The organism is Pseudonocardia zijingensis, from assembly GCF_042657305.1.
Classification (GTDB): domain Bacteria; phylum Actinomycetota; class Actinomycetes; order Mycobacteriales; family Pseudonocardiaceae; genus Pseudonocardia; species Pseudonocardia zijingensis.
Map to the genome: position 1 here is coordinate 96,565 of NZ_JBHSKO010000018.1, position 21,903 is coordinate 118,467.

At 70.5% G+C, this 21,903-nt stretch carries 20 protein-coding genes and 1 pseudogene; 5 read left to right on the forward strand and 16 right to left on the reverse strand.

The features are described from left to right. Positions 1–51 precede the first annotated feature (51 nt). Positions 52–1,188, forward strand: coding sequence for an NAD(P)/FAD-dependent oxidoreductase (locus tag ACFPL3_RS28620; RefSeq protein WP_343945474.1), 1,137 nt, complete (start codon positions 52–54; stop codon positions 1,186–1,188). Positions 1,189–1,260: 72 nt separating this feature from the next. Here the strand turns inward: ACFPL3_RS28620 and ACFPL3_RS28625 are convergent, their stop codons facing one another. From ACFPL3_RS28625 to ACFPL3_RS28640, 4 genes are all read right to left on the reverse strand, one after another. Then, positions 1,261–1,914 (reverse strand): hypothetical protein, encoded by a 654-nt coding sequence (locus ACFPL3_RS28625; RefSeq protein WP_343945473.1) that lies wholly within the window; start codon positions 1,912–1,914, stop codon positions 1,261–1,263. A 41-nt stretch (positions 1,915–1,955) separates the two neighbouring features. Next, positions 1,956–3,467, reverse strand: coding sequence for a flavin monoamine oxidase family protein (locus ACFPL3_RS28630; protein WP_343945472.1), 1,512 nt, complete (start codon positions 3,465–3,467; stop codon positions 1,956–1,958). Beyond that, entirely contained in the window at positions 3,464–4,996 is a 1,533-nt protein-coding gene (locus tag ACFPL3_RS28635; RefSeq protein ID WP_379589742.1) for a peptide ABC transporter substrate-binding protein, read from the reverse strand. Before ACFPL3_RS28635 ends, ACFPL3_RS28630 begins: the two co-directional genes overlap by 4 nt. Positions 4,997–5,283: 287 nt before the next feature. Continuing rightward, entirely contained in the window at positions 5,284–5,973 is a 690-nt protein-coding gene (locus tag ACFPL3_RS28640) for a response regulator transcription factor (protein ID WP_343945470.1), read from the reverse strand. Positions 5,974–6,362: 389 nt separating this feature from the next. On the opposite strand from ACFPL3_RS28640, the gene pepN reads away from it, so the two are divergent. Continuing rightward, positions 6,363–8,897: an aminopeptidase N gene (gene pepN / locus ACFPL3_RS28645; protein WP_343945469.1), complete on the forward strand. Its 2,535-nt coding sequence runs from the start codon at positions 6,363–6,365 to the stop codon at positions 8,895–8,897. A gap of 104 nt (positions 8,898–9,001) precedes the next feature. On the opposite strand, the gene ACFPL3_RS28650 is transcribed toward pepN, so the two are convergent. Beyond that, entirely contained in the window at positions 9,002–9,445 is a 444-nt protein-coding gene (locus ACFPL3_RS28650) for a hypothetical protein (RefSeq protein ID WP_343945468.1), read from the reverse strand. A gap of 27 nt (positions 9,446–9,472) precedes the next feature. On the opposite strand from ACFPL3_RS28650, the gene ACFPL3_RS28655 reads away from it, so the two are divergent. Beyond that, on the forward strand, positions 9,473–10,681 hold the full coding sequence (locus ACFPL3_RS28655) for a DUF480 domain-containing protein (RefSeq protein ID WP_343945467.1): 1,209 nt from the start codon (positions 9,473–9,475) through the stop codon (positions 10,679–10,681). A gap of 15 nt (positions 10,682–10,696) precedes the next feature. Here the strand turns inward: ACFPL3_RS28655 and ACFPL3_RS28660 are convergent, their stop codons facing one another. The 3 genes from ACFPL3_RS28660 to ACFPL3_RS28670 form a co-directional block, all read right to left on the reverse strand. Continuing rightward, positions 10,697–11,098 (reverse strand): GlcG/HbpS family heme-binding protein, encoded by a 402-nt coding sequence (locus ACFPL3_RS28660; protein ID WP_343945466.1) that lies wholly within the window; start codon positions 11,096–11,098, stop codon positions 10,697–10,699. A 155-nt stretch (positions 11,099–11,253) separates the two neighbouring features. Beyond that, on the reverse strand, positions 11,254–12,690 hold the full coding sequence (locus ACFPL3_RS28665; RefSeq protein ID WP_343945465.1) for a dihydrolipoyl dehydrogenase family protein: 1,437 nt from the start codon (positions 12,688–12,690) through the stop codon (positions 11,254–11,256). 1 nt (position 12,691) lies between these two features. After that, positions 12,692–13,249, reverse strand: a complete 558-nt coding sequence (locus ACFPL3_RS28670) for a hypothetical protein (RefSeq protein WP_343945464.1) — start codon at positions 13,247–13,249, stop codon at positions 12,692–12,694. A gap of 327 nt (positions 13,250–13,576) precedes the next feature. On the opposite strand from ACFPL3_RS28670, the gene ACFPL3_RS28675 reads away from it, so the two are divergent. After that, entirely contained in the window at positions 13,577–15,028 is a 1,452-nt protein-coding gene (locus tag ACFPL3_RS28675) for a DHA2 family efflux MFS transporter permease subunit (RefSeq protein WP_379589752.1), read from the forward strand. A 47-nt stretch (positions 15,029–15,075) separates the two neighbouring features. Here ACFPL3_RS28675 and ACFPL3_RS28680 read toward each other — a convergent pair whose 3' ends face one another. The 8 genes and pseudogenes from ACFPL3_RS28680 to ACFPL3_RS28715 all read right to left on the reverse strand — a co-directional run bounded on the left by ACFPL3_RS28680 (position 15,076) and on the right by ACFPL3_RS28715 (position 21,007). Next, the gene (locus ACFPL3_RS28680; RefSeq protein WP_343945462.1) at positions 15,076–15,504 is read right to left on the reverse strand and encodes an organic hydroperoxide resistance protein; all 429 of its coding nucleotides are present in this window, start codon (positions 15,502–15,504) and stop codon (positions 15,076–15,078) included. Positions 15,505–15,646: 142 nt separating this feature from the next. Next, positions 15,647–16,234 (reverse strand): TetR/AcrR family transcriptional regulator, encoded by a 588-nt coding sequence (locus ACFPL3_RS28685; RefSeq protein WP_343945461.1) that lies wholly within the window; start codon positions 16,232–16,234, stop codon positions 15,647–15,649. Positions 16,235–16,305: 71 nt separating this feature from the next. Then, positions 16,306–16,992: a hypothetical protein gene (locus ACFPL3_RS28690; protein ID WP_465269435.1), complete on the reverse strand. Its 687-nt coding sequence runs from the start codon at positions 16,990–16,992 to the stop codon at positions 16,306–16,308. 125 nt (positions 16,993–17,117) lie between these two features. Further along, a pseudogene (locus tag ACFPL3_RS42085) lies at positions 17,118–17,573 on the reverse strand (SLC13 family permease); the annotation flags it as partial. A 77-nt stretch (positions 17,574–17,650) separates the two neighbouring features. Continuing rightward, the gene (locus ACFPL3_RS28700) at positions 17,651–18,172 is read right to left on the reverse strand and encodes a LeuD/DmdB family oxidoreductase small subunit (RefSeq protein WP_343945458.1); all 522 of its coding nucleotides are present in this window, start codon (positions 18,170–18,172) and stop codon (positions 17,651–17,653) included. Next, complete coding sequence (locus ACFPL3_RS28705; RefSeq protein WP_343945457.1) at positions 18,169–19,407, reverse strand: aconitase/3-isopropylmalate dehydratase large subunit family protein; 1,239 nt, start codon at positions 19,405–19,407, stop codon at positions 18,169–18,171. Before ACFPL3_RS28705 ends, ACFPL3_RS28700 begins: the two co-directional genes overlap by 4 nt. Further along, positions 19,404–20,291 (reverse strand): isocitrate lyase/PEP mutase family protein, encoded by an 888-nt coding sequence (locus ACFPL3_RS28710; RefSeq protein ID WP_343945456.1) that lies wholly within the window; start codon positions 20,289–20,291, stop codon positions 19,404–19,406. The genes ACFPL3_RS28705 and ACFPL3_RS28710 overlap by 4 nt, the downstream gene beginning before the upstream one ends. After that, positions 20,288–21,007 carry a Sua5/YciO/YrdC/YwlC family protein gene (locus ACFPL3_RS28715; RefSeq protein ID WP_343945455.1) on the reverse strand — a complete coding sequence of 240 codons (720 nt, stop codon included), beginning with the start codon at positions 21,005–21,007 and terminating at the stop codon, positions 20,288–20,290. The genes ACFPL3_RS28710 and ACFPL3_RS28715 overlap by 4 nt, the downstream gene beginning before the upstream one ends. 79 nt (positions 21,008–21,086) lie before the next feature. On the opposite strand from ACFPL3_RS28715, the gene ACFPL3_RS28720 reads away from it, so the two are divergent. After that, positions 21,087–21,890, forward strand: a complete 804-nt coding sequence (locus ACFPL3_RS28720; RefSeq protein ID WP_343945454.1) for an IclR family transcriptional regulator — start codon at positions 21,087–21,089, stop codon at positions 21,888–21,890. Positions 21,891–21,903: the final 13 nt, after the last annotated feature.

Here is a 21,903-nt window from a genome sequence, read left to right on the forward strand (position 1 = left end):
GCGCTGCGGTCGAGCCCAACTCCGGAGCGCCTCCCTCGTTCCGCTGAGGTGGTGGTCGTCGGCGGTGGTCTGCTCGGCGTGAGCGCCGCCTACCACCTCGCCGTCGCCGGGATGCGCCCCGTCCTGGTGGAGGCAGGTGTCCCGGCGGCCGGCGCCAGCGGACGCAGCGCGGGGATGTTGGTGCCCGGTGCGGCCGTCCCGTATCCGTACGTCACCTCGCTACTCGGTCACGACGCCGCCCGCGATCTGTACCAGCGGACCGTCGAGAACGTGGCGCTGGTGCGCGACCTCGCCGACGAGGAGCGGATCGAGTGCGCGCTGACCCTGAACGGGATTCTGACGCTCGGGATCGGCGACGGCCAGTGCGCCGCAGGCCGGGTGCTCGCCGAAGTCCTGGCCCTCGACGGTTTCGAGGTCCGCGTCGTCGAACGCGACGACCTGGCGGAGTTCGTCCGCACGCCGACCGCGGACCACGTGGGTGGCGGCCTGTTCCAGGCCGACGGCGGGTCGGTCGACCCGGCGCGCCTGGTGGCCGGCCTCGCCGATGCGGCGCGGAGACACGGTGCCCAGCTGGTCACCGGGACAGCGGTTCGGTTGATCGACGGCAGGGGCGGCCGCATCGAGCTGGACACCAGCGCAGGGCCGGTGAGCAGCGCATCCGCCGTTGTCGCGCTGAACGCGTGGACGCCGGCGCTGATCCCGGAGCTGCTCGGCCTGATCACCCCGGCGCGCGCGCAGATGCTCGCCTACGAGCCGGTCGAGCCGGTCTTCCACGTGCCCACCACGGCAGCGCTCACCGAGCACGGGGAGTACTGGAGGCAAACGCCGGGCGGGGAGATTCGCGTCGGCGGCCGTCGCGATCTTGACCATGACTTCGCGACCAGAGACCAGATCCCCACCGAGGAGGTCCAGCGGGGGGTCGAGCAGGTTCTGCCGGCGTTGTTCCCCCAGCTCCGACTGCCTGCGGTGCGAGCCCGTTGGGCGGGCGCGATGGCGATGACGCCGGACGGGCTGCCGGTGGCCGGGCGCGTGCCCGGTGTGCCGGGCGCGTGGTTCGCTGCAGGCTGCAACGGGCACGGACTCGCGCTCGCCGCCTCCCTCGGCCGGTCGCTGGCGGAGGCGGTCGCGACAGGTCGCACCCCCACAGAGCTCGAGCCGTTCTCCGTGGCTCGTCCCTCTCTCGGCTGACGGCCCGCCGAACTGCCGAAGCGGGCCTGCTGCCGCAGGCCCGCCCGGTGCCAGTGATCACCCCGGAGGGTCCTAGACGGTGTGGTAGCGCGGGTCCAATTCGGCCGCGCTGGATGCGTTGGTCTTGGTCACGACGATGTTCCCCGTCGCGTCGTACATCGGGACCAGGCCCTGCTGCACGTAGGCGGTGGCGGGCGGGATCTGGTTCACATTCGCCTGCATGATCGCCGGCTCACGGTTGCGCAGCGTACCGATGGGCGTTTCTACCTCCAGGTTCACTCGCTGCGTGCTCACGAGGTGCTGTGCGCCGAACGAGGAACCGTAGGGGATCTCGAAGCGGCCGAACGTCGGGCGGATCATCGGGTCGACGCCCCGACCGACCTTCATCGTGAGGGGAACTTCGGTGCCGAACAGCGTTGTGCTGACGCTCTCCGACACGATGCGGAAGATCTCGATGTCGAAGCGGAGGGCCCCGTCGGTCGTGAGGACCGGGTCGGGCACCTTGACCTCGCAGTCCTGGACGTCGAAGACGATCGTCTCCTCTGGCGAGTCGGGCTCGAACGGCGCCGCGCCGGTCTTGATCGTGAGTGTGGTGGTGGCGGTGAGCCGGTAGCCCAGCGTGCCGTCGCTGAGCTCGATCCGCGGCGCCATGAACTCGGCGACCTGAGCGAACCGCGACTGCAGTTGCTCGAGGTTGAGGGTCTTCTCGGAGTGCTGGATGGACATGTGCTGCCTTCCTGACGGTGGATCCGACGGGACGTGGGTGATCACTGGACTTGGTGGTCGGACAGGCGCGTCGGCTTGCCCATGGCCGCGAGCACCTGGGCCGCCGCGTCCTCGCCGGACTCCATGGCCCCGCCCATGCACGCTGAATGGCGGGTGCTCGTCTGGTCGCCGGCGAAGAACAGCCGCCCGACCGGTTCGCCGAGCAGGCCCCAGTACTTGGTGATCTGGCCGGGCCTGAAGTTCGGGAAGGCACCCAATGCCCACGGATCCTGGCTCCACCGGTCGAGCCAGGCACGCCCGGAAAAGCCCGAGCTCGCCCCCGGAACCCATTGCTCGAGTTGCGCCAGGGTCTGGTCGACGACCGTCTGCGGAGCGGGCCCGTGCGGGCGCCGCGTCGGCAGCTGCGATTCGGTCTCCCCGGTCGGGAAGATGCTGAGCAGGCCGGGGCCGCCCTGGCCCCGCGAGGAATCCCAGCCGTGGATCTGGGGCGCCGTCGACTCGATGCCGCCGTTCCATCCGTACGTTGCGAGCGGCTGGGTGAACTGCATGGTCAACTTGCCCTTGTTGCCCATGTCGATGCTGTCGATCGCTTCCCGGCGGACACGGTCGAGCTCGACTCCGGACAGGTCGACCCTGCGCAAGGTGGAGAACGGCACTGCGGACACGACGAAGTCGGCCAGAACCGTCTGCGGTTTGCCTGCGAAGCGGAGCTCGAACCCGTCGCCTCGCTGCCGCAACGCCTCCAACGGCGTGCCGAACTCGATCCGTCCGGCGGGCAGCCGCTCGGCGAGCCGGATCGGGATCAGCTGGTTGCCCCCGCGGACGTGGTAGAAGATCCAGGCGTCCGGAGCCTCGGAGCCGGTCGGCGGCAGGTAGCCGCGCAGAACGTAGATCGCGCTCAGGTCGCGCGTCTGCCCTGACCAGAAATGCACCATGTCGCTCTCGATGGCCGCTCCCAGGAGGGAGCCGGATCCGCCGGGGACGTGCTGCTCGATCCAGTCGTGCACCGACATCTCGTCGAGCGCGCGGGCTGCATCGGTGGCATCGTCATAACGCCACGACCCGATGCGGTGGGCCTCCGCGTATATCTTGTCGAGGATCTGGTCGAACCCGGCATATGCTTCTTCGTGAGTGGTGCTCTGCCCGTTCAGGTAGCAGACGAGCCTCATATCGGGTCGGGAGTCGGCGTTGACGCTGTCGAGCGTGAGGCCGAGTTCGCTGATGAGTCCGCGCAGGCGCGCGTAGTAGCCGAACACCATTTCTCCGCCGTGTTCGACGACCTGCCCGGGATAGATGTCGTCGCTGCTCCACATGCGCCCACCGACGCGGTCCCGGGCCTCGTACACGGTGACGTCCACGCCCTGCTGTGCGAGCCGGTACGCGCAGGTCAAGCCGGCGAGACCGGCTCCGATGACGGCGACGCGCGCATCGCCGTCGCCCCCGGTCGCACACGACACAGCGGTCGCGCCGAGCGCGGTCGTCGCTGCGGCGAGTCCGCCGAGGAAGGCGCGGCGCGTGAGCGCCTGCCGGCGGGGCGCGCTTCGATCGCTCATGACGTCACCTGCACTTCCTCGAGCCGCAGATTCGCGAACGGGTCCGTGTGCACGTCGGTGACCCGCGCGGAGTGGCAGGTGAGTGCACGCCAGCTCCACAGCGGGACCACGGGCATGTCGTTCAGGAACTCGGCCTCGGCGAGCTGGTAGTAGGGCAACCCCTTCACCGGGTCGGCCACCTCGGCAGCCTTACCGATGTAGTCCTGTGCGGTGCCGGCTTCGTAGCCGACCCAGTTGCCCGGCCGGGCCAGCTGAGCGAGGTAGTTCTCGACGCTCGGGTAGTCCATCACCCAGTTGAAGCGGAACGGACCGGGAGACGCTTGCGTGCCGAGCGTCGTGAAGTAGTCGGCAGGCTCGGCGCGCTCGAACTGGACGTCCTCGAGGCCGAGGTTGCGCTGCAGATCTGCGGCGACCTCGTGCATCGCACGGTCGTAGGAATCGTCGCCCTCCGGGTAGAAGAGGGTGAGCGTGCCTTCGAATCCTCCCGCCTGCCCGAACATCGCTCTGGCGAGATCCGGGTTGTACTCGCAGTACATTTCGCACGAGCCTGCGCGGGCGCCGGGCAGGCCGGGCGGAAACAGCGAGCGCAGTGGGTCGTAGGCGCCGCCGAGTACTTCAGCGGTGATCCGATCGCGGTCGATGGCCATCGAGATCGCCCGTCGGACGTCCCGCTGTGCGAACCGCTCATCACGCAAGGGCAGGCCGAGATATTCCACCACCGCACTGCGGGTCTCCTGGTAGCGGTCGCCGAAGATCTGTCGGGCTTCTGCCGCCAGGTCCGGTGGAATGTGCAGCATGATGTCGCTGCTTCCGGAGCGCGCGTCCGCGTAGGCGTCAGCCAGGGTCGGGAAGTACGTGAAGGTCACGCCTTCGGACCGGGCCGGGCGAGGACCGGCGTATTCCTCGAACCGCACGAGCTCAGCCCGTTGTTCGGTGTCGGTGTCGTCCTTCACCTTGAACGGTCCGTTACCGATCGGGTGCTGGTCGAACGCCTCGAGATCGGCGAAGGCCGCTTCCGGCAGGGGCGCGAGCCCGGGGTAGCTGAGCAGCTGGGGGAACTGGTTGAAGGGCTCGGTCAGCGTGACCTGCAGCGTGTAGTCGTCGCCGACCTGCAGCCCGGCCAGCGTGGTGGCCGTGGGAGCACCGCTCGGCGGATTGAGCGCAGCGTACCCGGCGACATTCCGAAAGTACGCGTTCGTCGGCCACTCGTTCGGTCCGTAAGCGGCGGCGTTCCAGGCGTCCACAAAACTCTGGGCGGTCACTGCCTCGCCGTTGTGGAAGAACTGCCCCGGCCGAACCTTGATGATCCACGAGATCTGGTCGCGCGACGTCACCGACTCGGCGGCGCGCATCACGACCTGGCCGGAGGGATCGATCGCTGTCAAGGAATCGAAGAGACCGCTGATGATCTCCACGCTGTAGGCCTGGACGGACCTTCCGGGGGTGAGGCCGCCAGGGTTGACAGTGGCGATGGAATAGGTCCGGTCGCCGGATGCGATGCCACTCGAAGTGTCTGCCTGAACCGTCACCGAGTTCGTTGCGAGCGGAGCCAGGAAGAGTAGAGCAAGCGCAAGAGCGGCTGCGATGAGCGGCCGAATCCGAGCAGGGGGGAGATGTGGCACGGGTGACTCCCAGCTTTTGGCGCGTAGGAAGAAAAGTATTCGGCGTTCGCGCTGTGGGCAACGGGTTGGCCGAGTCCTGCCACCAGCTCGCTGGGTGATCGGTGCGACAACGTGTGAAAACGAATGAAGAAGGGCTGGGAGCCCGGGAGGAGCAAGAAGAACTGGCCCGGAGGAACAACCGGGATTCTTGGTGATCAGGCGGGCCGGCTGGTCCGTAGCCGGGAATCCGAGCACTGGCGGACCGGCACGGCCGGCAGCGGCAGAAGGCCCATCTGCGCGGCACGCGCACCTGCCTGGAACCTGCTGCGCGCGTCGAGCCGGCTCATCAGCGTTGCGGTGAGCCGTCCGGCCGTGCGAACGGAGACGCCGATGCGTCGCGCGACGACCTGGTCGGTGTGCCCCTCGGCGAGAAGGCGGAGCACTCCGAGTTCCTGTGTCGTCAGCTTGGCGTCGTGGCTGGTGCCGAGGCCCGCCGGCGCGGCCTTCTCCCAGATGAACTCGCAGAACGCGCCCAGCGCGACCATCAGGTCAGGGCCGTCGACGATCGATACCTCGCGCCGGACGCTCCCGGACGAGCGGGGTGGGGCGAGCATTGCCGTGCGTCGATCGAAGACGATGATGTTCATCGGTACGGTCGGCAAGCAGCGGATCGATGCGCCAAGTCCCAGCAGACCGGTGATCCATTCCTGCGGCGCCACCGCTGCCAGCTTGCTGGTGATGACGCAACGCAGGTCGACCTCGCACAGCGACGTCAGCTCGGACAGCGCTCGGCGAGTGAGTTCTGAGTCGGGGTCGGGGTGCTCGTCGTGCATGAGGAGGAAAACGGACTCCCGACATTCACTCAGGAGTCGGACGGCGTGGCGTCGGATGACCGGATCGACCATGGGCGGCGGAAAACCTCGCAACGTGCACACCTCCGGTAAGCAAGTATGGCGCTGCCAATCGCACGCAAAGTTGTAACAGTAGCTCAGTCGCGAACAGAGGGGCAAGATCCGCCCGGTGGGCGCCCGATGCTTCACCTGAAATTCGCAGCGAAGTTGCGTTGGGGGGTCACGTGGTTTTCGGTCGTGCGCGGGTCCGGTCCCGTCCCCTCCTCCTGTGTCCGTTCGATTGCCGGTCCCTCGTGGCCGGCCGACACCGCCGTGGCGGCGCACCTGTGCGGACCGTATGGAATCCACCGCGCCGCGGCCGCTCCGTCAAGACCGGGCCCCTTCAGATGGCCGATTCCGGCCACTGCGTTGGTGTCGGAAAGCCTGGGCAGTAGACCTGTGGGGTGGCAGGTGATCTGACCCGTGCGGAAGCGGCGCAGCGAGCGGCCTCCCTGGTCGTCGACTCCTACTCCATCGCGGTGGACGTGACCTCTGACGGGGATGTCTTCCGGGGCGTCACCACAGTGTGCTTCGGTGCAGCGACCTCGGACACGTTCATCGACCTGTGTTGTGCGGCCATCCACTCGGCGAAGCTGAACGGCGTCGACCTGGAGCCGCTCCGGTATGACGCAGCTGCGGGGAGGTTGTTGCTGACCGGTCTTGTCGCCGAGAACGAACTCACGGTCGATGCGGACTTTTCGTACAAGAGCGACGGAGCGGGCCTCCACCGCTTCGTCGACCGCGCAGACGGTCAGACCTATCTGCACACCAACTTCGAGCCGGCCGACGCCCACCAGGTCTTCGCCTGCTTCGACCAGCCCGACCTGAAGGCGGTCATCACGTGGGCCGTCACGGCGCCGGCCGGCTGGACGGTGGTGTCCAACAGCCCGGTGCGGGAGGTGGCCGATGCCGGTGGAGCGAGGACCTGGCGGTTCGAGCCCACTCCGAGGATCCCGCCCTACATCACCGCATTCGCGGCGGGGCCTTTCCACGAGGTCCATGACGAGCACGTCGGAGTCCCCCTCGCCCTCTACTGTCGCCAGGCGATGTCCGAGCAGTTGGACGCGGCCGCGGTCCTGCAGACGTGCAAGGACGGGCTCGACTTCTTCACCGACGCCTTGGGTCCGTATCCGTTCTCGAAGTACAGTCACGTGTTCGTGTTGGAGTTCGCAAGTGGCGGCGCCATGGAGAACCCTGGTTGCGTCATCCTCAGCGAGGAAGGGCACATTTTCGGATCACGTGTCCCCGAATCCGCGTACGAAAGGCGCGCTGAGACGATCCTGCACGAGATGGCGCATATGTGGTTCGGAAACCTGGTCACGATGCGGTGGTGGGACGACCTCTGGCTGAACGAGGCGTTCGCCACCTACTTGGCGGTGCTCGCGCTTGCCGAAGGGGCATCCCCGTACAGCGGCTGGGTAGGATTCGCCAACCGCACGAAGGCGTGGGCTCATCAACAGGATCAGCTGTCCTCGGCCCACCCGATCTCGGCCGACGTGAACAGTATCGCGAACGTGCGGAACAACTTCGACGGAATCACCTATGCCAAGGGTGCTGCGGTGCTCAGGCAACTCGCCGCCTGGGTCGGGCAAGAGGCGTTCCTGGCCGGTCTGCGCGAATATTTTGCCGTGCATGCGTGGTGCAACACTTCTCGTGAGGACCTGCTCGCGGCACTTGAGAAGTCCTCCGGGCGAGACCTGTCGTCCTGGTCGGCTGAATGGTTGGAAAGTGCGGGTGGCAATGTTCTGCGCCCGTCCTTCACCCTCGACGCGGCCGGCCGCTTCTGCTCCTTCGCGATCGTCCAAGAAGGCTCGGGGTGCAATCCCACGCTGCGTTCGCACCGCGTCGCCGTCGGATTCTATCGTCGGACGCCTGCCGGTATCGTCCGCGATCGACGGATCGAGCTCGACGTCGCCGGGCCACGGACGGCGGTCCCGGAGGTCGTCGGCCTGGGTATGCCCGATCTTGTGCTGGTCAACGACGACGATCTGACCTACGCGAAAATGCGGCTGGATGCAGGCTCCCTGCACACGCTGATCAACGGGATCACGGAGATCACGGATCCATTGGCGGTCGCGCTGTGCTGGTCTGCGGCCTGGGACATGACCAGGGATGCAGAGATGGCTGCCGGAGACTACGTGCGGCTCGTCGCCCATGGCGCAGGGGCGATCGGGGACCCCGTCGTCCTGGAGACGGTCCTCCACCAGGCCAGGATCGCGATGCTGCGGTACAGCTGCGAGTCTCACCGCGAGGCCGACCGCGCGCTCTTGGCGCAGCGGCTACGAGGCCACCTTGCGGCCGCGCCGCCGGCCTCCGACGAGCAGCTGATCTACCTCTCGGCACTCGCCGAGTGCATCGCGGGCCCCGAGGACGCGGCGGTCGTGCGCGAGGTCCTGGATGGCCACACCGATCTCCAGGGGCTCGTCGTCGATGCCGACTGTCGCTGGAAGCTGCTGCTCGGTCTCGTCGCGAGTGGCGCTGCCGGAGAATCGGAGATCGCCGCTGAGTTGGCCCTCGACGGGACCGCGGTGGGGGAACAACGCGCGGCGCGTTGTCGTGCCGCGATCCCCACACCTGAGGCGAAGGCCGCCGCATGGGAGCTCCTCACGGGCGGGCGTGAGAGAAGTGGTGCCATCCTGGTCGCCACGATGCTCGGGTTCGCGGAGCCGTCGCACGGCCGACTGCACGCGCCGTTCGTCGAGCGCTACTTCTCGGTGATCGATGAGATCTGGAACAGCTACCACTCCGAGTTGGCCACGGGTTTCGTGGTGGGGGCGTATCCGTCGGCGGTCGTTGCTCCCGAGACGTTGGCCGCGTCCGAGGCGTACCTCGCTCGCGGCACCTCACCGCTGCCCCTGGCCCGCCTGGTTCGTGAGGGCATGGACGGCGTCGAGCGTGCCTTGAAAGCCCGTCATCACGACGCGGGGAGCAGGTCCTGACAAGCATCGCTGACAAGCATCGCTGCAGAGCGTCGATACCCGATCCGCGCTCGGCGCCAACGCGACGGCGCGACCCCCGGGGTCGCGCCGGCCCGCGAGTTGGATCAGTGGTTGGAGCGCACCGCTCGTTTCAGCAGGGCCGCTCCGGCGACGATCACGACGAGGCCGATCACCAGCCACTGCGTTGATCCGGTCATGAAGCTGCCACCGAGCAGGTTGGCCCCCTGCAGCGTCCACACCGAACCAACCAGTACCAGGAGGATGCCGAGCGCGAGAATCACGTAACGGGTCATACGAAGAGTATGCTGCTCGACCGGCGACGGCGCGTTGGGGTGGCCGAAAGCTGACAGCTTCGGCGACCCGAGGAGCTCATCGAGCGAGGTGAGCATTTTTTCGCGGCCGAGGGCGAGGAATTCGCCACGCCTGCGACCAAAACGTGAGTTGATCGATTGTGTCCCAATTGCGTCGGGTTCTCGTGGGGGAGCGAGGTCGTGGTGCTGCGGTGTTCGGGCGATGCGGTGCACCGGACCGGCGATGATGATCACCATGTGGTGGCGGGGACTACGCTTCCCGGTGTGGCCGAGTCGCGACCGCAGCTGTCCGCCGTCGAGCAGCGGGTGCTCGGAGCGTTGCTGGAGAAGCAGCGCACGGTCCCCGCGAGCTATCCGCTCACCCTGAACGCCCTGCGCAGCGCGTGCAACCAGACGAGCAGCCGCGACCCGATCACCGACTACGACGACGCGCTGCTGCAGGCCACGCTCAAGGACCTCAGGGACCGTGAGCTGGTCCGGCCCGTGTGGAGCGGTGCCGGCTCCCGGGCCGTGAAGTTCCACCAGCGGCTCGAGGAGCACCTCGGAGTCGGTGAGCCCGAACTGGCGGTGCTCACCGTCCTGCTGCTGCGCGGACCGCAGGCGCCCGGCGAGCTGCGCTCCCGGACCGCCCGGCTGCACCCGTTCGCCGACCGCGCCGAGGTGGAGGCCGTGCTGCGCGGGCTCGCCGAGCGGGCGGACCCCCTGGTCGTCGAGCTGGAACGCAAGCCGGGGGAGAAGGACCACCGCTGGGCCCACCTGCTCGGCCCGCTGCCGGAAGCGGCACCCCCGCCGGTGGGCGTCGACCGCGACGCCGTCATCGCCGAGGGCACCGCCGCCCGCGACGCGCGGGTGCTCGCCGCGTACGACGCCGCCGCGGCGGGCTACGCACAGGACGTCACGGCCGAGCCGGCCCGCAAGCCGTTCGACCGCTGGCTGATCGACCGCATCGCCGCCGACGCCGACGGTGGTCCCGTCGCCGACGTCGGCACCGGGCCGGGGCACGTCGCCGCCCTGCTCGCGGAGTCCGGGGCCCCTGTGGTGGGGCTGGATCTGTCGCCCGCGATGGTCGAGGAGGCCAGGAACCGGTACCCGGAACCGGAGTTCCAGGTCGGTGACCTCACGAAGCTCCTGCGCCCCCGCGCCGCCGCGGGCTGGTCGGCCATCACAGCGTGGTACGCCTTCGGGCACATGGCCGCCTCGGAGCTCCCGGCCGTGATCGCCGGGCTCGCCCGCGTGCTGGTGCCCGGAGGGCTGCTGGCGTTCGCCCTGCACGCGGGCGAGGAGGTGCGCCACCTCGACGAGCTGTGCGGCGCGGCCGTCGACCTGGAACTCGTGCTGCACGACCCGCCCGAGGTGGTCGGCGCCGTCACCGCCGCCGGACTGGTGAACGTCGAGTGGTACCTGCGTTCACCGCTGCCCGACGTCGAGATGCCCACCGAGCGCCTCTACGTGCTGGCGCGGCGGCCGCACTGAGCGACCGGGGCCGGGTCAGAACGCGGTGGCGCCCGCCTCGCACACGGTGTGGTCCTGCTTGCCGGTTCCGCCGCTGACCCCGACGCCCCCGACGGTCTGCCCGTCGCGGGTGAGCGGGATGCCACCGGCGAAGATCATCACCTTGCCCTCGTTCGACGCGTTGATGCCGTAGAAGTCCTGGCCCGGCTGGGAGTTCTCACCGAGCTCCTTGGTCGTGATGTCGAAGGCGCGTGCGGTCCAGGCCTTGTTGATCGAGATGTCGACGGAGCCGAGCCACGCGCCGTCCATGCGGACGTGGGCGACGAGGTTGCCGCCCGCGTCGACCACGGCGACGTTCATGGGCTGGCCGATCTCCTCGGCCTTGGCCTCGGCAGCGGCGATGACCCTGCGGGCGTCGTCGAGCGTCACTGTTTCCATGGGGGTCTTCTCTCCCGGGTCGGGGGCCGGTCGAGGGCCGGGTACCCGCTCCGGGGCGACTCAGTGCTGCCGGCGGCCTTCGCACACCGGCATCGGTGCTCGCACACCGACTGCCGTCGATGTGCGAGCACCACAACCGGTGTGCCGCGTGCGCGTCACGCCGGGCGGCCGTAGGCCTCCAGCAGTCGCAGCCAGACCTCGCTGAGGGTCGGGTAGGCGGGCACGGCGTGCCAGAGGCGCTCCAGCGGCACCTCGGCGGCGATCGCGATGGTGGCGGCGTGCAGGAGCTCGGCGACGTCGGGGCCGACGAGGGTGAAGCCCACGATCACCCCGCGGTCCTCGTCGACGACCATGCGGGCCTGCCCGTCGTAGCCGTCGGCGTGCAGGGCGGCTCCGGCGACGGCACCCAGGTCCTGGTCGACGACGCGCACGCGCAGGCCGGCGTCCGCAGCGGCGGCCGCGGTGAGCCCGACCGAGGCGACCTCGGGTTCGGTGAACACGACCTGCGGCACGGCGCGCTCGTCAGCGGTGGCGGCGTGGCGCCCCCAGGCCCGGTCGTCGACCCGCTCCCCGCGGGCGCGGGCCACGATCGTGTCGCCCGCGGCGCGGGCCTGGTACTTGCCCTGGTGGGTCAGCAGGACCCGGTGGTTGACGTCGCCCGCGGCGTAGAGCCAGCCGTCACCGATCGGGGCGCCCTCGGCACCGAGCACCCGGAGAGTGCCGTCGACGGTGAGCCAGGCGCCGGGGATGAGGCCGACGGCTTCCAGGCCCAGGTCGTCGGTGTTGGGACGGCGGCCGGTGGCCACGAGCAGCTCGTCGGCTTCGATCTCCTCGCCGTCGGTCAGGACGATGTGCACGGTGCCGGTGTCGTCGCGGCGCACGGACCGGGCCTCGGCGCCGATCCGGATCGTCGCGCCGCCCTTCTCCAGCTCCTGGACGACCCGCTCCCCGGCGAACGGCTCGGCCGCGGGCAGCACCCCGTCACGGGCCAGCACGGTGACCGCGGACCCGAGGCCGGTGAACGCGGTGGCCATCTCCATGGCCACCACGCCGCCGCCGATGACGGCCAGGCGGGCGGGGACGCGGTGGGCGGCGGCCGCCTCGCGGCTCGTCCAAGGGGCGGCCGCGGCCAGCCCGGGCAGGTCGGGGACCAGCGCGCGGGTGCCGGTGGCGATCACCACGGCGTGGCGCGCGGTGAGCGTGGTGGTGGCGTCGCCGTCGACCACCTCGACCGTGCGGGGGCCGCTGATGCGGCCCTGACCCCGGTGCAGGGCGATGCCGGCCTGCTGCAGCCAGGACACCTGCCCGTCGTCCTTCCAGTGCGAGGCGAAGCCGTCGCGGCGCTCCAGCACCGCCGCGGCGTCCACGTCGCCGATGACGGCCTCCCGGGCGCCGGGCAGCCGGCGCGCAGCGTGCAACGCGGCCGTGCTGCGCAGCAGGGCCTTGGTGGGCATGCACGCCCAGTAGGAGCACTCCCCGCCGACCAGTTCCCGCTCCACGATGGCGACGCTCAGGCCGCCCTGCACCGCGCGGTCGGCCACGTTCTCGCCGACCGGACCGGCGCCGATCACGATGACGTCGTACGTACTCACGTCAGTTCCCCTTCGCGGCGCGGCCGAGGCGGATCGCGGAGACGAGGAAGAAGATCCCGCCGAGCACGGCGTAGCCCGCGACCTGGCTCAGGGTCTGGCCCTCGGCGGCGGCCTGCAGGTAGAAGGAGGTGCCCGCGAGCACGGAGATGCCGCCGCTGAGGATCATCGCCCACTGGCCGCCCATCGTGCGGCGGGTGAGGGCGACGACGAGCTGGACGAGTCCGGCGACGACCGCCCACACGCCCCACACCCGCAGGACGCCCGGGATGCCGGAGGACAGGGCCACGGCCATGCCGATCGCGGCGAGCGTGCTGATCACGATGTTCACGTACAACAGGCGGGTCGATCCGCTCGCGCCCGACGAGCGGGCGTCGACGATCGCGGCGGCCACGTCGAACAGCGGGTACAGCACGATCAGCGTGGCGCTCACCGGCCCGACGCTCGACCCGATCACGAACATCAGCGCGGCCCACACGATCGCGAAGCCGAACCGGACGAAATACAGATTCCGCAGAGCTGACGCGTTCCTCGTGCGTGCCGAGGCGGCAGCGGTGGTCATGGGGTTGTCCTTTCAGCGGTAGTAGACGGACTAGTTCGTCTATCTGATACCTGCACGGTCCCGCGTGGCGCCTGTGCCCACAAGGGAAAGTGGTGCACGCCACTGCGGATCCTGCTGAACGCCTCGTTCGCCGGTGATCGAGAGCTGGGCCACATCCGGTGGTGCCGGAGAGGTTGCGGGGCCAACGTAGTAGACGTACTGGTAAGTACGCACCTGAGGGTGCATTCTGAGAATGGTTACGGCATTGTGTCTGATTTCTCCGGATCCGGAACGGCCGACGAATCCGCGGAATCCGGTCGAGGATGGGTCCTGCCGCTGTGCGTGCTGGTGGTGGGCGCGTTCATGTCGGTGCTCGACACCAGCATCGTCAACGTCGCCGTGCCGGCGATCCAGCTCGACCTGTCCGCCGCCGCGGACGACGTCGAGTGGATCGTCACGGGTTACACGCTGGCGCTCGGCGTGGTCGTGCCCCTCACGGGGTGGCTGGGGGACCGGATCGGGCGGACCACCCTCTACATCCTCTCGATGGTCGGGTTCGCCGCGGCGTCCGCCCTGTGCGGGGCGGCGTGGGACCTCGACTCCCTGATCGCGTTCCGGATCCTGCAGGCGATCCCGGGCGGTATCCTCCCGGTGGTCACCATGACGATCCTGTACCAGATCGTGCCGCCCGCGAAGATCGGCGCGGCCGGTGGGATCTACGGCCTCGGGGTGGTCGTCGCGCCCGCGGTCGGCCCGGTGCTGGGCGGCTACCTCGTCGAGTACGTCGACTGGCGGCTGATCTTCTACATCAACGTGCCCATCGGCGTGCTCGGCACCATCGCGGCCATCGCCGTCTTCCCGCGGATCCGGCCGGCCACCTGGCCGCGGTTCGACCTGTGGGGCTTCCTCACGATCGCCTACGGCCTGTTCGCGCTGCTCCTGGCGTTCTCCGAGGGCCAGGACTGGGGCTGGACCAGCTATCGCATCCTGGCCCTGTTCCTCTCGGGCCTGCTGAGCCTCGCGCTGTTCGTGGTGATCGAACTCGAGGTGGACGATCCGCTGATCGATCTGCGGGTGTTCGCGAGCGGGGCCTACACGCTCTCGATCGTGCTGCTGGGCGTCGCGGTCACGGGCCTGTTCACCACGCTGTTCTTCATCCCGCAGTTCCTGCAGGTCGTGCAGGGGTTGCAGGCGCTGGACGCCGGGCTGGTGCTCGTGCCGTCCGCACTGGTGCTGGTGGTGATGGTGCCGCTGGCCGGGCGGCTCTACGACCGGTTCGGACCCCGCTGGCCGGTGGTGAGCGGGCTGCTCGTGATGGCCTACGGCTCCTACCTGCTGGCCCACCTCACGGCGAACACCCCGCGGGCCGACGTCGAGCTGTGGACCTCGATCCGCAACGTGGGCACCGGGCTGGCGCTGATCGCGATCATCACCGCCGGGGTGTCGGCGCTCCGACCGACGTTGACGGTGTCGGGCAGCGCCATGAACAACGTGGTGCAGCGGGTGGCGTCCAGCGTGGCCGTCGCGGTGTTCAGCGGGCTCAACACGTCGGCCTCGGCGCAGCTGCTGGTCGACCGGGGGAGCCTCTACGGGCACGGCCCGGCGGAGCTGCCCGAGATCAGGACGGCCACCGAGCAGGGCGCCTCCGGCCTGCTGCCGCTCTACCGGCAGCTCACGGCCGGCATCACCACCGAGACCTACGCCAACGGGTTCTTCGTCGTGGCCCTGCTGTGCGCCGCTGCGGCGGTCCTCGCCCTGTTCCTGCGCTCGGGCAGGGCGAGGGCCGGCACCGCGCCGTGAGCGGATACGAGTGCTCCAGCACTCGTATCCACTCACGGCCCCGGGGGTCAGGCGACGGTCGCGTCGACGGTGACGTCGATGTTGCCGCGGGTGGCGTTCGAGTAGGGGCAGATGGCGTGCGCGGCCTGCACCAGCTGGTCGGCCGCGGCCTGGTCCAGCCCTCCGAACTCCACGTGCAGCGCCGCGCTCAGCGTGAAGCCGCCCTCGGGCGTCGGGTGCACCGACACCTCGGCGACGACCGCCGAGTCGGTGAACCTGACCTTCTGCTGCGCGGCGACCGCCTTGACCGCGGAGTGGAAGCACGAGGCCCACCCGGCGGCGAAGAGCTGCTCGGGGTTGGTGGCTCCGCCCGGGCCGCCCATCGACTTCGGGATGGCGAGGGTGACGTCCAGGAGTCCGTCGTCGGTGGCGGCCCGGCCCCCCGCCCTCCCGTCGCCGGTGGAGGTGGCCACTGCCGTGTAGAGCGTCTCGCTCATGTCGTGCTCCCTATGTAGACGAACCAGTACGTCTACGTTAGCACGCGCTGATCCCGGAGGCGGGTGGCCGACGTGTTCCGAACATCACCGGACCCGTGCCCGCGTTGATCTGGTGCTGGGGAAGGTTTGGGGAAGGAGCGTCCTACTCCGCGGCCTCGATCACGGCGCGTCCGGCTCGGACGAGCGCCTCCGTGCGGGTGGTCGAGTCGGGCTCGAGGTAGCCGCCGACCATGGCGCCGTCGCGCAGGATCATGAGCTGGTCGGCCACCGTGGCGCGGTCGCGGATGCCCATCTCCCCGAGCAGACCGGTGAGGAACGACGTGAACCAGGCTCGGTGCGCGGCGATGGTGCGGCGCGCGGGGTGGCCGGGGTCGGCGAACTCGGCCGCGGCGTTGATGAACGGGCACCCGCGGAACCCGGGGGAGCAGCTGATGTCCCCGATGCCCTGTGCGATGGCGAGCAGGGTGCCGCAGGCGTCGCCCGCCTGCTCGTGGAAATGCTCGATCGCCTGCCGTTCGACCGCCGCGCGGCCCTCGAGGTAGGCCACCACCAGGTCGTCCTTCGAGGGGAAGTGCCGGTAGAAGGTGACCTTGCTGACGCCTGCCGCGGCGATCAGCTTGTCGGCGCTGACGGCCCGGATGCCCTCGGCGTAGAAGTACTCGTCGGCCGCGGCGAGGATCCGGTCGCGGACCGGGGACGACTGCTGCTGCGTGCCGGCTGCCCGTGGCATCGGTGTTCCACCTCGTTCTGGGGGCGCTGACTGACGTACTAGTCAGTATACCCTCAGGGGGGTGCCCTCCCTCAGAACCCGCCCGAGGCGACGAGGACGGCCCAGCTCACCAGCGGCCCGGCGACGGTCACGGATCCCGCGAAGACCAGCAGGCCGCGGTAGATGGTGCGGCGCTCGGCGGCGTCGGCGTTAGCCATCGCGATGGCGCCCCCGGTGGAGAAGGGCGAGACGTCCACGAGTGATGAGGAGATCGCCAGGGCCGCGACGAGGCCGACCGCGCTGATGCTGCCGGAGGCGACGAGCGGCACCGTCATCGGCACGAGCGCGGCCAGGAGGCCGGTGGTGGACGCGAACGCCGAGACGACCGCCCCGATCACGCAGATCAGCAGCGCGGCAACGACCGGCGCGCCCACGGCGGCGACCGAGGCGCCCGCCCACTCGATGGTGCCGTTGCGCTGCAGCACCCCGACGTAGGTGAGCACGCCGCTGAGCAGCAGCACGATCCCCCAGCTGACGTCGCCCAGCGCGCCGCCGCTCGACGCGGGGAAGGCCAGGGTCAGGACGACCGCGATCGTCAGGGCGAGGAACCCGATGTCGATGCCGAGGCCGATCGCGCCGACCACCAGCAGGGCGAGCCCGGCCAGCGTCGAGCCCTGGGCGAGCGTCGGCCGGGGCGTGGTCGGCGGCGCCGTCGCGGTGCCGGGGCCGCGGTGGGTGCGCAGCGGGCTGCGGTCGGCATCCGGGGTGCGTGGCCGCACGAAGAACGCGGTGATCGCGGCCGCGGCGATCCCGAAGACCAGGGTGGCAGGAACAGTGCGTTGGGGTCGACGGGCAGGCCGTTGCGGACCTGGATCCCGCGGACGACGACCCCGAGCACCCCGAGCGGGGAGAAGGACCCCGCGGTGGCGCCCATCCCGACCATGATCACGACGAGGAGCGGCCGGACGCCGTGGGCAGCGGCGATCGTCATGCCCGCAGGCATCAGGATCAGCGCCACCGCGTGCGAGAGCGCCCCGATGCCGCACAGCGCCGCGGAGAGCAGGAAGAAGACCCACGGGATGGCGGCCGCCTTCCCGTGCACGGCCCGGAAGCTCGCATCGATCGCCCATCCGACCGTGCCGTTCCTGCGGGCGATGGCGAAGAGGTAGGTCACCCCGACCAGCACGAGGAAGATGTCGGCGGGGAACGCGGCGAGGACGTCCTTCGGGGCCTCGCCCCCGATCAGGCCGCCGACGACGAAGGACGCGACGAACGCGAGCGCCCCCATGTTGACCGGGCGGACGGTGGCGACGAGGACGACGAGCGCGAGCACGACGACGGACAGGACAGCGGTGGACACGGGGCCTCCCGGGCGATACGTCGTTGGATGCCGTGGGCGGGACGGCGGTGCGGGTGGTCAGGCGACCGCGGCTGCGGTCAGGACCGGGACTCCGGGCCGGGCAGCAGACCCGCGGCGACCAGGCGCGGGATGAGCCCTCCGGCGTCGAGGATGTCGAGGACCGTGCGGGGGAGCGGCGTGAAGCCGAGCGTGGTGGCGCCGCACCGCAGCCGGCCCTGCGTGAGGTGGGCCTCGATCACCTCGCCCTCGCGGACGGCGGCGGTGATGCCGGGCACGGTGAGCGCGGGCAGCCCGTTGTTGATCGCGTTGCGCAGGAAGAGCGAGTTGAACTCCTCGGCGACGAGCGCGGCGACGCCGAGGTGGCGCATGAGGCCGGCGACGGGCCGGCTGGAGCCGACCCCGAAGTTGCGGCCCGCGACGACCACGTCGCCCGGCCGCACCTCGTCGGTCCATCCGGGCCGCAGGTCGTAGAAGACGTACCGGGCGGCCTCGGCCACCGGGAGCTTCATCGCGAAGCCGGGGTACATGGCGTCGGTGTCGATGCTGTCGCCGAACACCCACGCCCGCCCGCTGACGACGTGGTCCAGGGTCTGGTTCACGACAGGGCCTTCCGCGGGTCGGTGATCCGGCCGGTGACCGCCGAGACGGCGACCGTCGCCGTCGACGCCATGTAGATCTCCGCGTCCGGGCTGCCCATCCGGCCGCGGAAGTTGCGGGTGCTTGCGGTGAGGCAGACCTCGCCCGCCCCGAGCACGCCCATGTGGTAGCCGAAGCAGGCGCCGCAGGTGGAGTTGGTGACCACCGCGCCCGCGTCCGCGATCGCCTGCACGTACCCGAGGCGCACCGCCTCGCGGTAGACGGCCTGGGAGGCGGGCGTGACGATCAACCGGACGCCGTCGGCGACCGTGCGGCCCCCGAGGATCTCCGCGGCGATCCGCAGGTCGTCGAGCTGGCCGTTCGCGCAGGAGCCGATGAAGCACTGGTCGAGGCGGCGGTCCTCGATCTCCGACACCGGCACGGCGTTGGCGCTGACCGTGCCCGGCCGGGCCACGTGCGGCTCGAGGGCCGTGAGGTCGACCGTGCGGACCTCGGCGTATCCGGCGTCGGGGTCCGGGTGCGCCGGGGTGTAGGCGCCCGCTCCGTGGGCGTCGAGGAACTTGCGGCAGCGCTCGTCGAAGTCGAACACCGTGAAGTCCGCGGACACCTCCGCCCCCTGCGTGGCGATGGTGCGCCGGTCGTTCATCGGCACGGACGCCAGGCCCGGGCCGCCGAACTCGAGGTTGTGGTTCGTGGCGTCGCCCCAGCGGCCCGCGATGTGCAGGAACACGTCCTTGCCGCCGATCCCCGGGGGGAGCGCGCCGACGAGCTCGTACCGGATCGTCGGGGCGACCGAGTACCAGGTCTCGCCGGTGCACAGGATCGACACCACCTCGGCCGGGCCGAGCCCACGGGCCGCGCTGTTGTAGGCGCCGGCCGCGCACGTGTGCGAGTCCGTGCAGGTCAGGACCTGTCCGGGCAGTGCGAGCGCGTTCTCGGCGATGACCTGGTGGCAGATGCCGTGCCGTCCGACGTCGAAGAACCGGGTGATCCCGAACCGGCGCGCGAACTCCCGGGCCCGCACCCCCGCCTGCGCGTCGCCGATGCTCGGCGCGGGCACGGCGTGGTCCAGGATCACCGCGGTCCGCTCCGGGTCGTCGATCGTCACCGGGTCGACCCAGTCGACGAACGACAGGTCGATCAGCACGTTCATGTCGACGCGGCAGACGACCGTGTCACCGGCGGCGACCCGGTCCCGGCCGGCTGCCCGCGCGAGTATCCGTTCGACGATCGTCATGCCCATGGTTCCTCCTCGTCCGGGCCGGAGCGGGTGCCGTAGCGCTCGCCGGCGTCGCTCCAGTCGTCCAGCCCGACCTGCCGGAAGATCCCGGCCGGCCCCTCCACCCTCGCCGCGGCCTGCCCGGTCATCCCCGAGAGGGCGGTGATCATGGCGTTGGTCGCGGGCTCGAGCAGCGCCCCGGGGTAGATCGCGAGCCGGTACCCCAGCTTCTCCAGCACGGCCTCGTCGACCTGGGGGCTGCGGCCGGACGGGACGACGTTGAACAGCAGCGGGGCGGGGACCTCCGACGCGATCCGCTCGATCTCCTCGAGCGACTCCGGCGCCTCGACGAAGACCAGGTCGGCCCCCTCCGCGGCGTAGCGCCTGCCGCGCGCGATCGCCTCGTCGATCCCCAGGGGACCGCGGGCGTCGGTCCGGGCGATCACGAGGATCCCCTCCCGGCGGGCGTCGAGCGCGGCGTGCAGCTTCGCGGCGAACTCGTCGGCGTCGATCACCTCCTTGTCGGCCAGGTGCCCGCACCGCTTGGGGAAGGCCTGGTCCTCGAGCTGGATCGCCGCCGCGCCTGCCTGCTCGTAGGCGCGCACGGTGCGCACCACGTGCAGGGGGGTCCCGAAGCCGGTGTCGGCGTCGGCGATCACCGGCAGCTCGCAGGCCGTGACGACCGTCGTGAGCCGGTCCACCATCTCCGTGGCCGTGACCAGCCCGATGTCGGGCACCCCGTATCCGGACACGGCGACGCCCGCACCGGTCAGGTACGCGGCGGGGAACCCGGCCCGCCGGACGAGGTGGGCGCCGAGGCCGTCGTACACACCGGGCGCGCGCACCATCCCCGGCTCCTCCAGCAGGGCGGCCAGGCGCCGCGCCTGTCGCCTCGTGCTCACCCCGCGTCGCGCAGGTGGCCGGACGGGAGCGTGTCGAACCCGGGGTCCTCGGGCAGCGCGATCCCGAAGTGGCGCTGCAGCGCCTCGGAGATGACGTCGTAGAAGGACCCGATGCGGATCACCTGCATCGTGGAGAAGTCGATCATCGTGGACGACCGGCGGTAGTGGTGGAACGGGCGCAGGCCGTAGTCGATCACCACGTCGGCGATGTCGAGGATCGGCTGCTGGATGTCCTCCACGCGGAACTTGGTGCCGGTTCCCGTCAGGTTCGCCGACGACCCGAGCAGCGGGACCGTGCGCTCGACGCTCAGCCGCGCGCACTCGTCGTGGAAGGGCCCGTTGTTCACGAGCATCGCGAGCGTGTCGCCGACGGTGCTCGCGGCGAGCGTCTCGTCGTCGATCCGGCGCACCACGGGGTGGTCGCGGCGGAAGGGGGCGACGACGCCGAGCGGGAGCCCGTAGTCGAGCACGAGCGTCGCCACCACGGCGCGCGCCGCGGGGTCGAGGACGTGGATCTCCTCGTGCATGTACCAGCTGCCGAGCAGCGCGTGGCGCTTGTGCGCCGCCCGCCCCTTGGTGCGGAAGCTGGTGCGCAGCGCCTCCGGCGTGGTGGCACCCAGTGCGTACCCCACGTTGCCGGGCATGATGGCGATCCCCCCGGATTCGAGGGTGTCGACCACCGTCTTCGCGTCGCCGGGAACATCCGGACGGCCCATGAGTCCTCCTCGTCTCGCTGAACCGAGCGCAGGGATCGTGGGGGAGACGGGCCGGGCGCAACCAGCTAAGTTGCGCCAGGTGCAACCAGGCGACGACGACGTGCTCCTGCGGGCGGTACGCGTGCTCGAGACGCTCGCCGGGATGGAGCAGCCGGCGCCGCTCGACGCGGTGGCGCAGCGGACCGGCCTGCCCCGGACGAAGGCCTACCGCGCGCTCCGCGCGCTGGAACGCGACGGGTTCGTCGGCCACGTCGGGCGCCTCGGGTACCGCACGAGCGGGCGGTCGCTGAGCCTCGCGCTCCTGCTCGGGCCCCGGCCGATCCTGCGGCAACGGGCGATCTCGGTGCTCACCCGGCTCAGCGCCGCAACGGCGACCACCTCGACGCTCTACATGCGCAGCGGCGAGCACCGCGTCCTGCTCCTCGCCACCCCGCCGCCCCACGGGCCCCGCCTCGACGTGACCCTCGGCGAACGCGCACCGTTGACCAGCGGGTGCGTCGGCCAGGCGATCCTCGCGTTCCTGCCCGCCGAAACCCGCGACGCGCTGGTCGCGCACTCACCGCGGAACGTGCCGCGGCCCACCCCGGAGGAGCTGGAGGGCATCGAACGGCGCGGCTACGCCATCTCGCGCAACGCCAACCACGTCGGCATCTCGGGGGTGGCGGCCCCGCTGCGCGATCCCTCGGGCGCGGATCCGCTCGGTTCACTTTGCGTGGCGGGCCCCGCAGGCGACCTGACCGACGCCGACCTGCACCGGCTCTCCCGGCCGTTGATCGCCGCCTGCGCCGAACTCGCGCCCAGGATCGCGACGTTGATCGGCCAGGACGGCTGGATCCGGCAGGAGGCACTGGACATCGGGATGCTGCCCGACATCGAGATGTAGACCGAGATGTGAC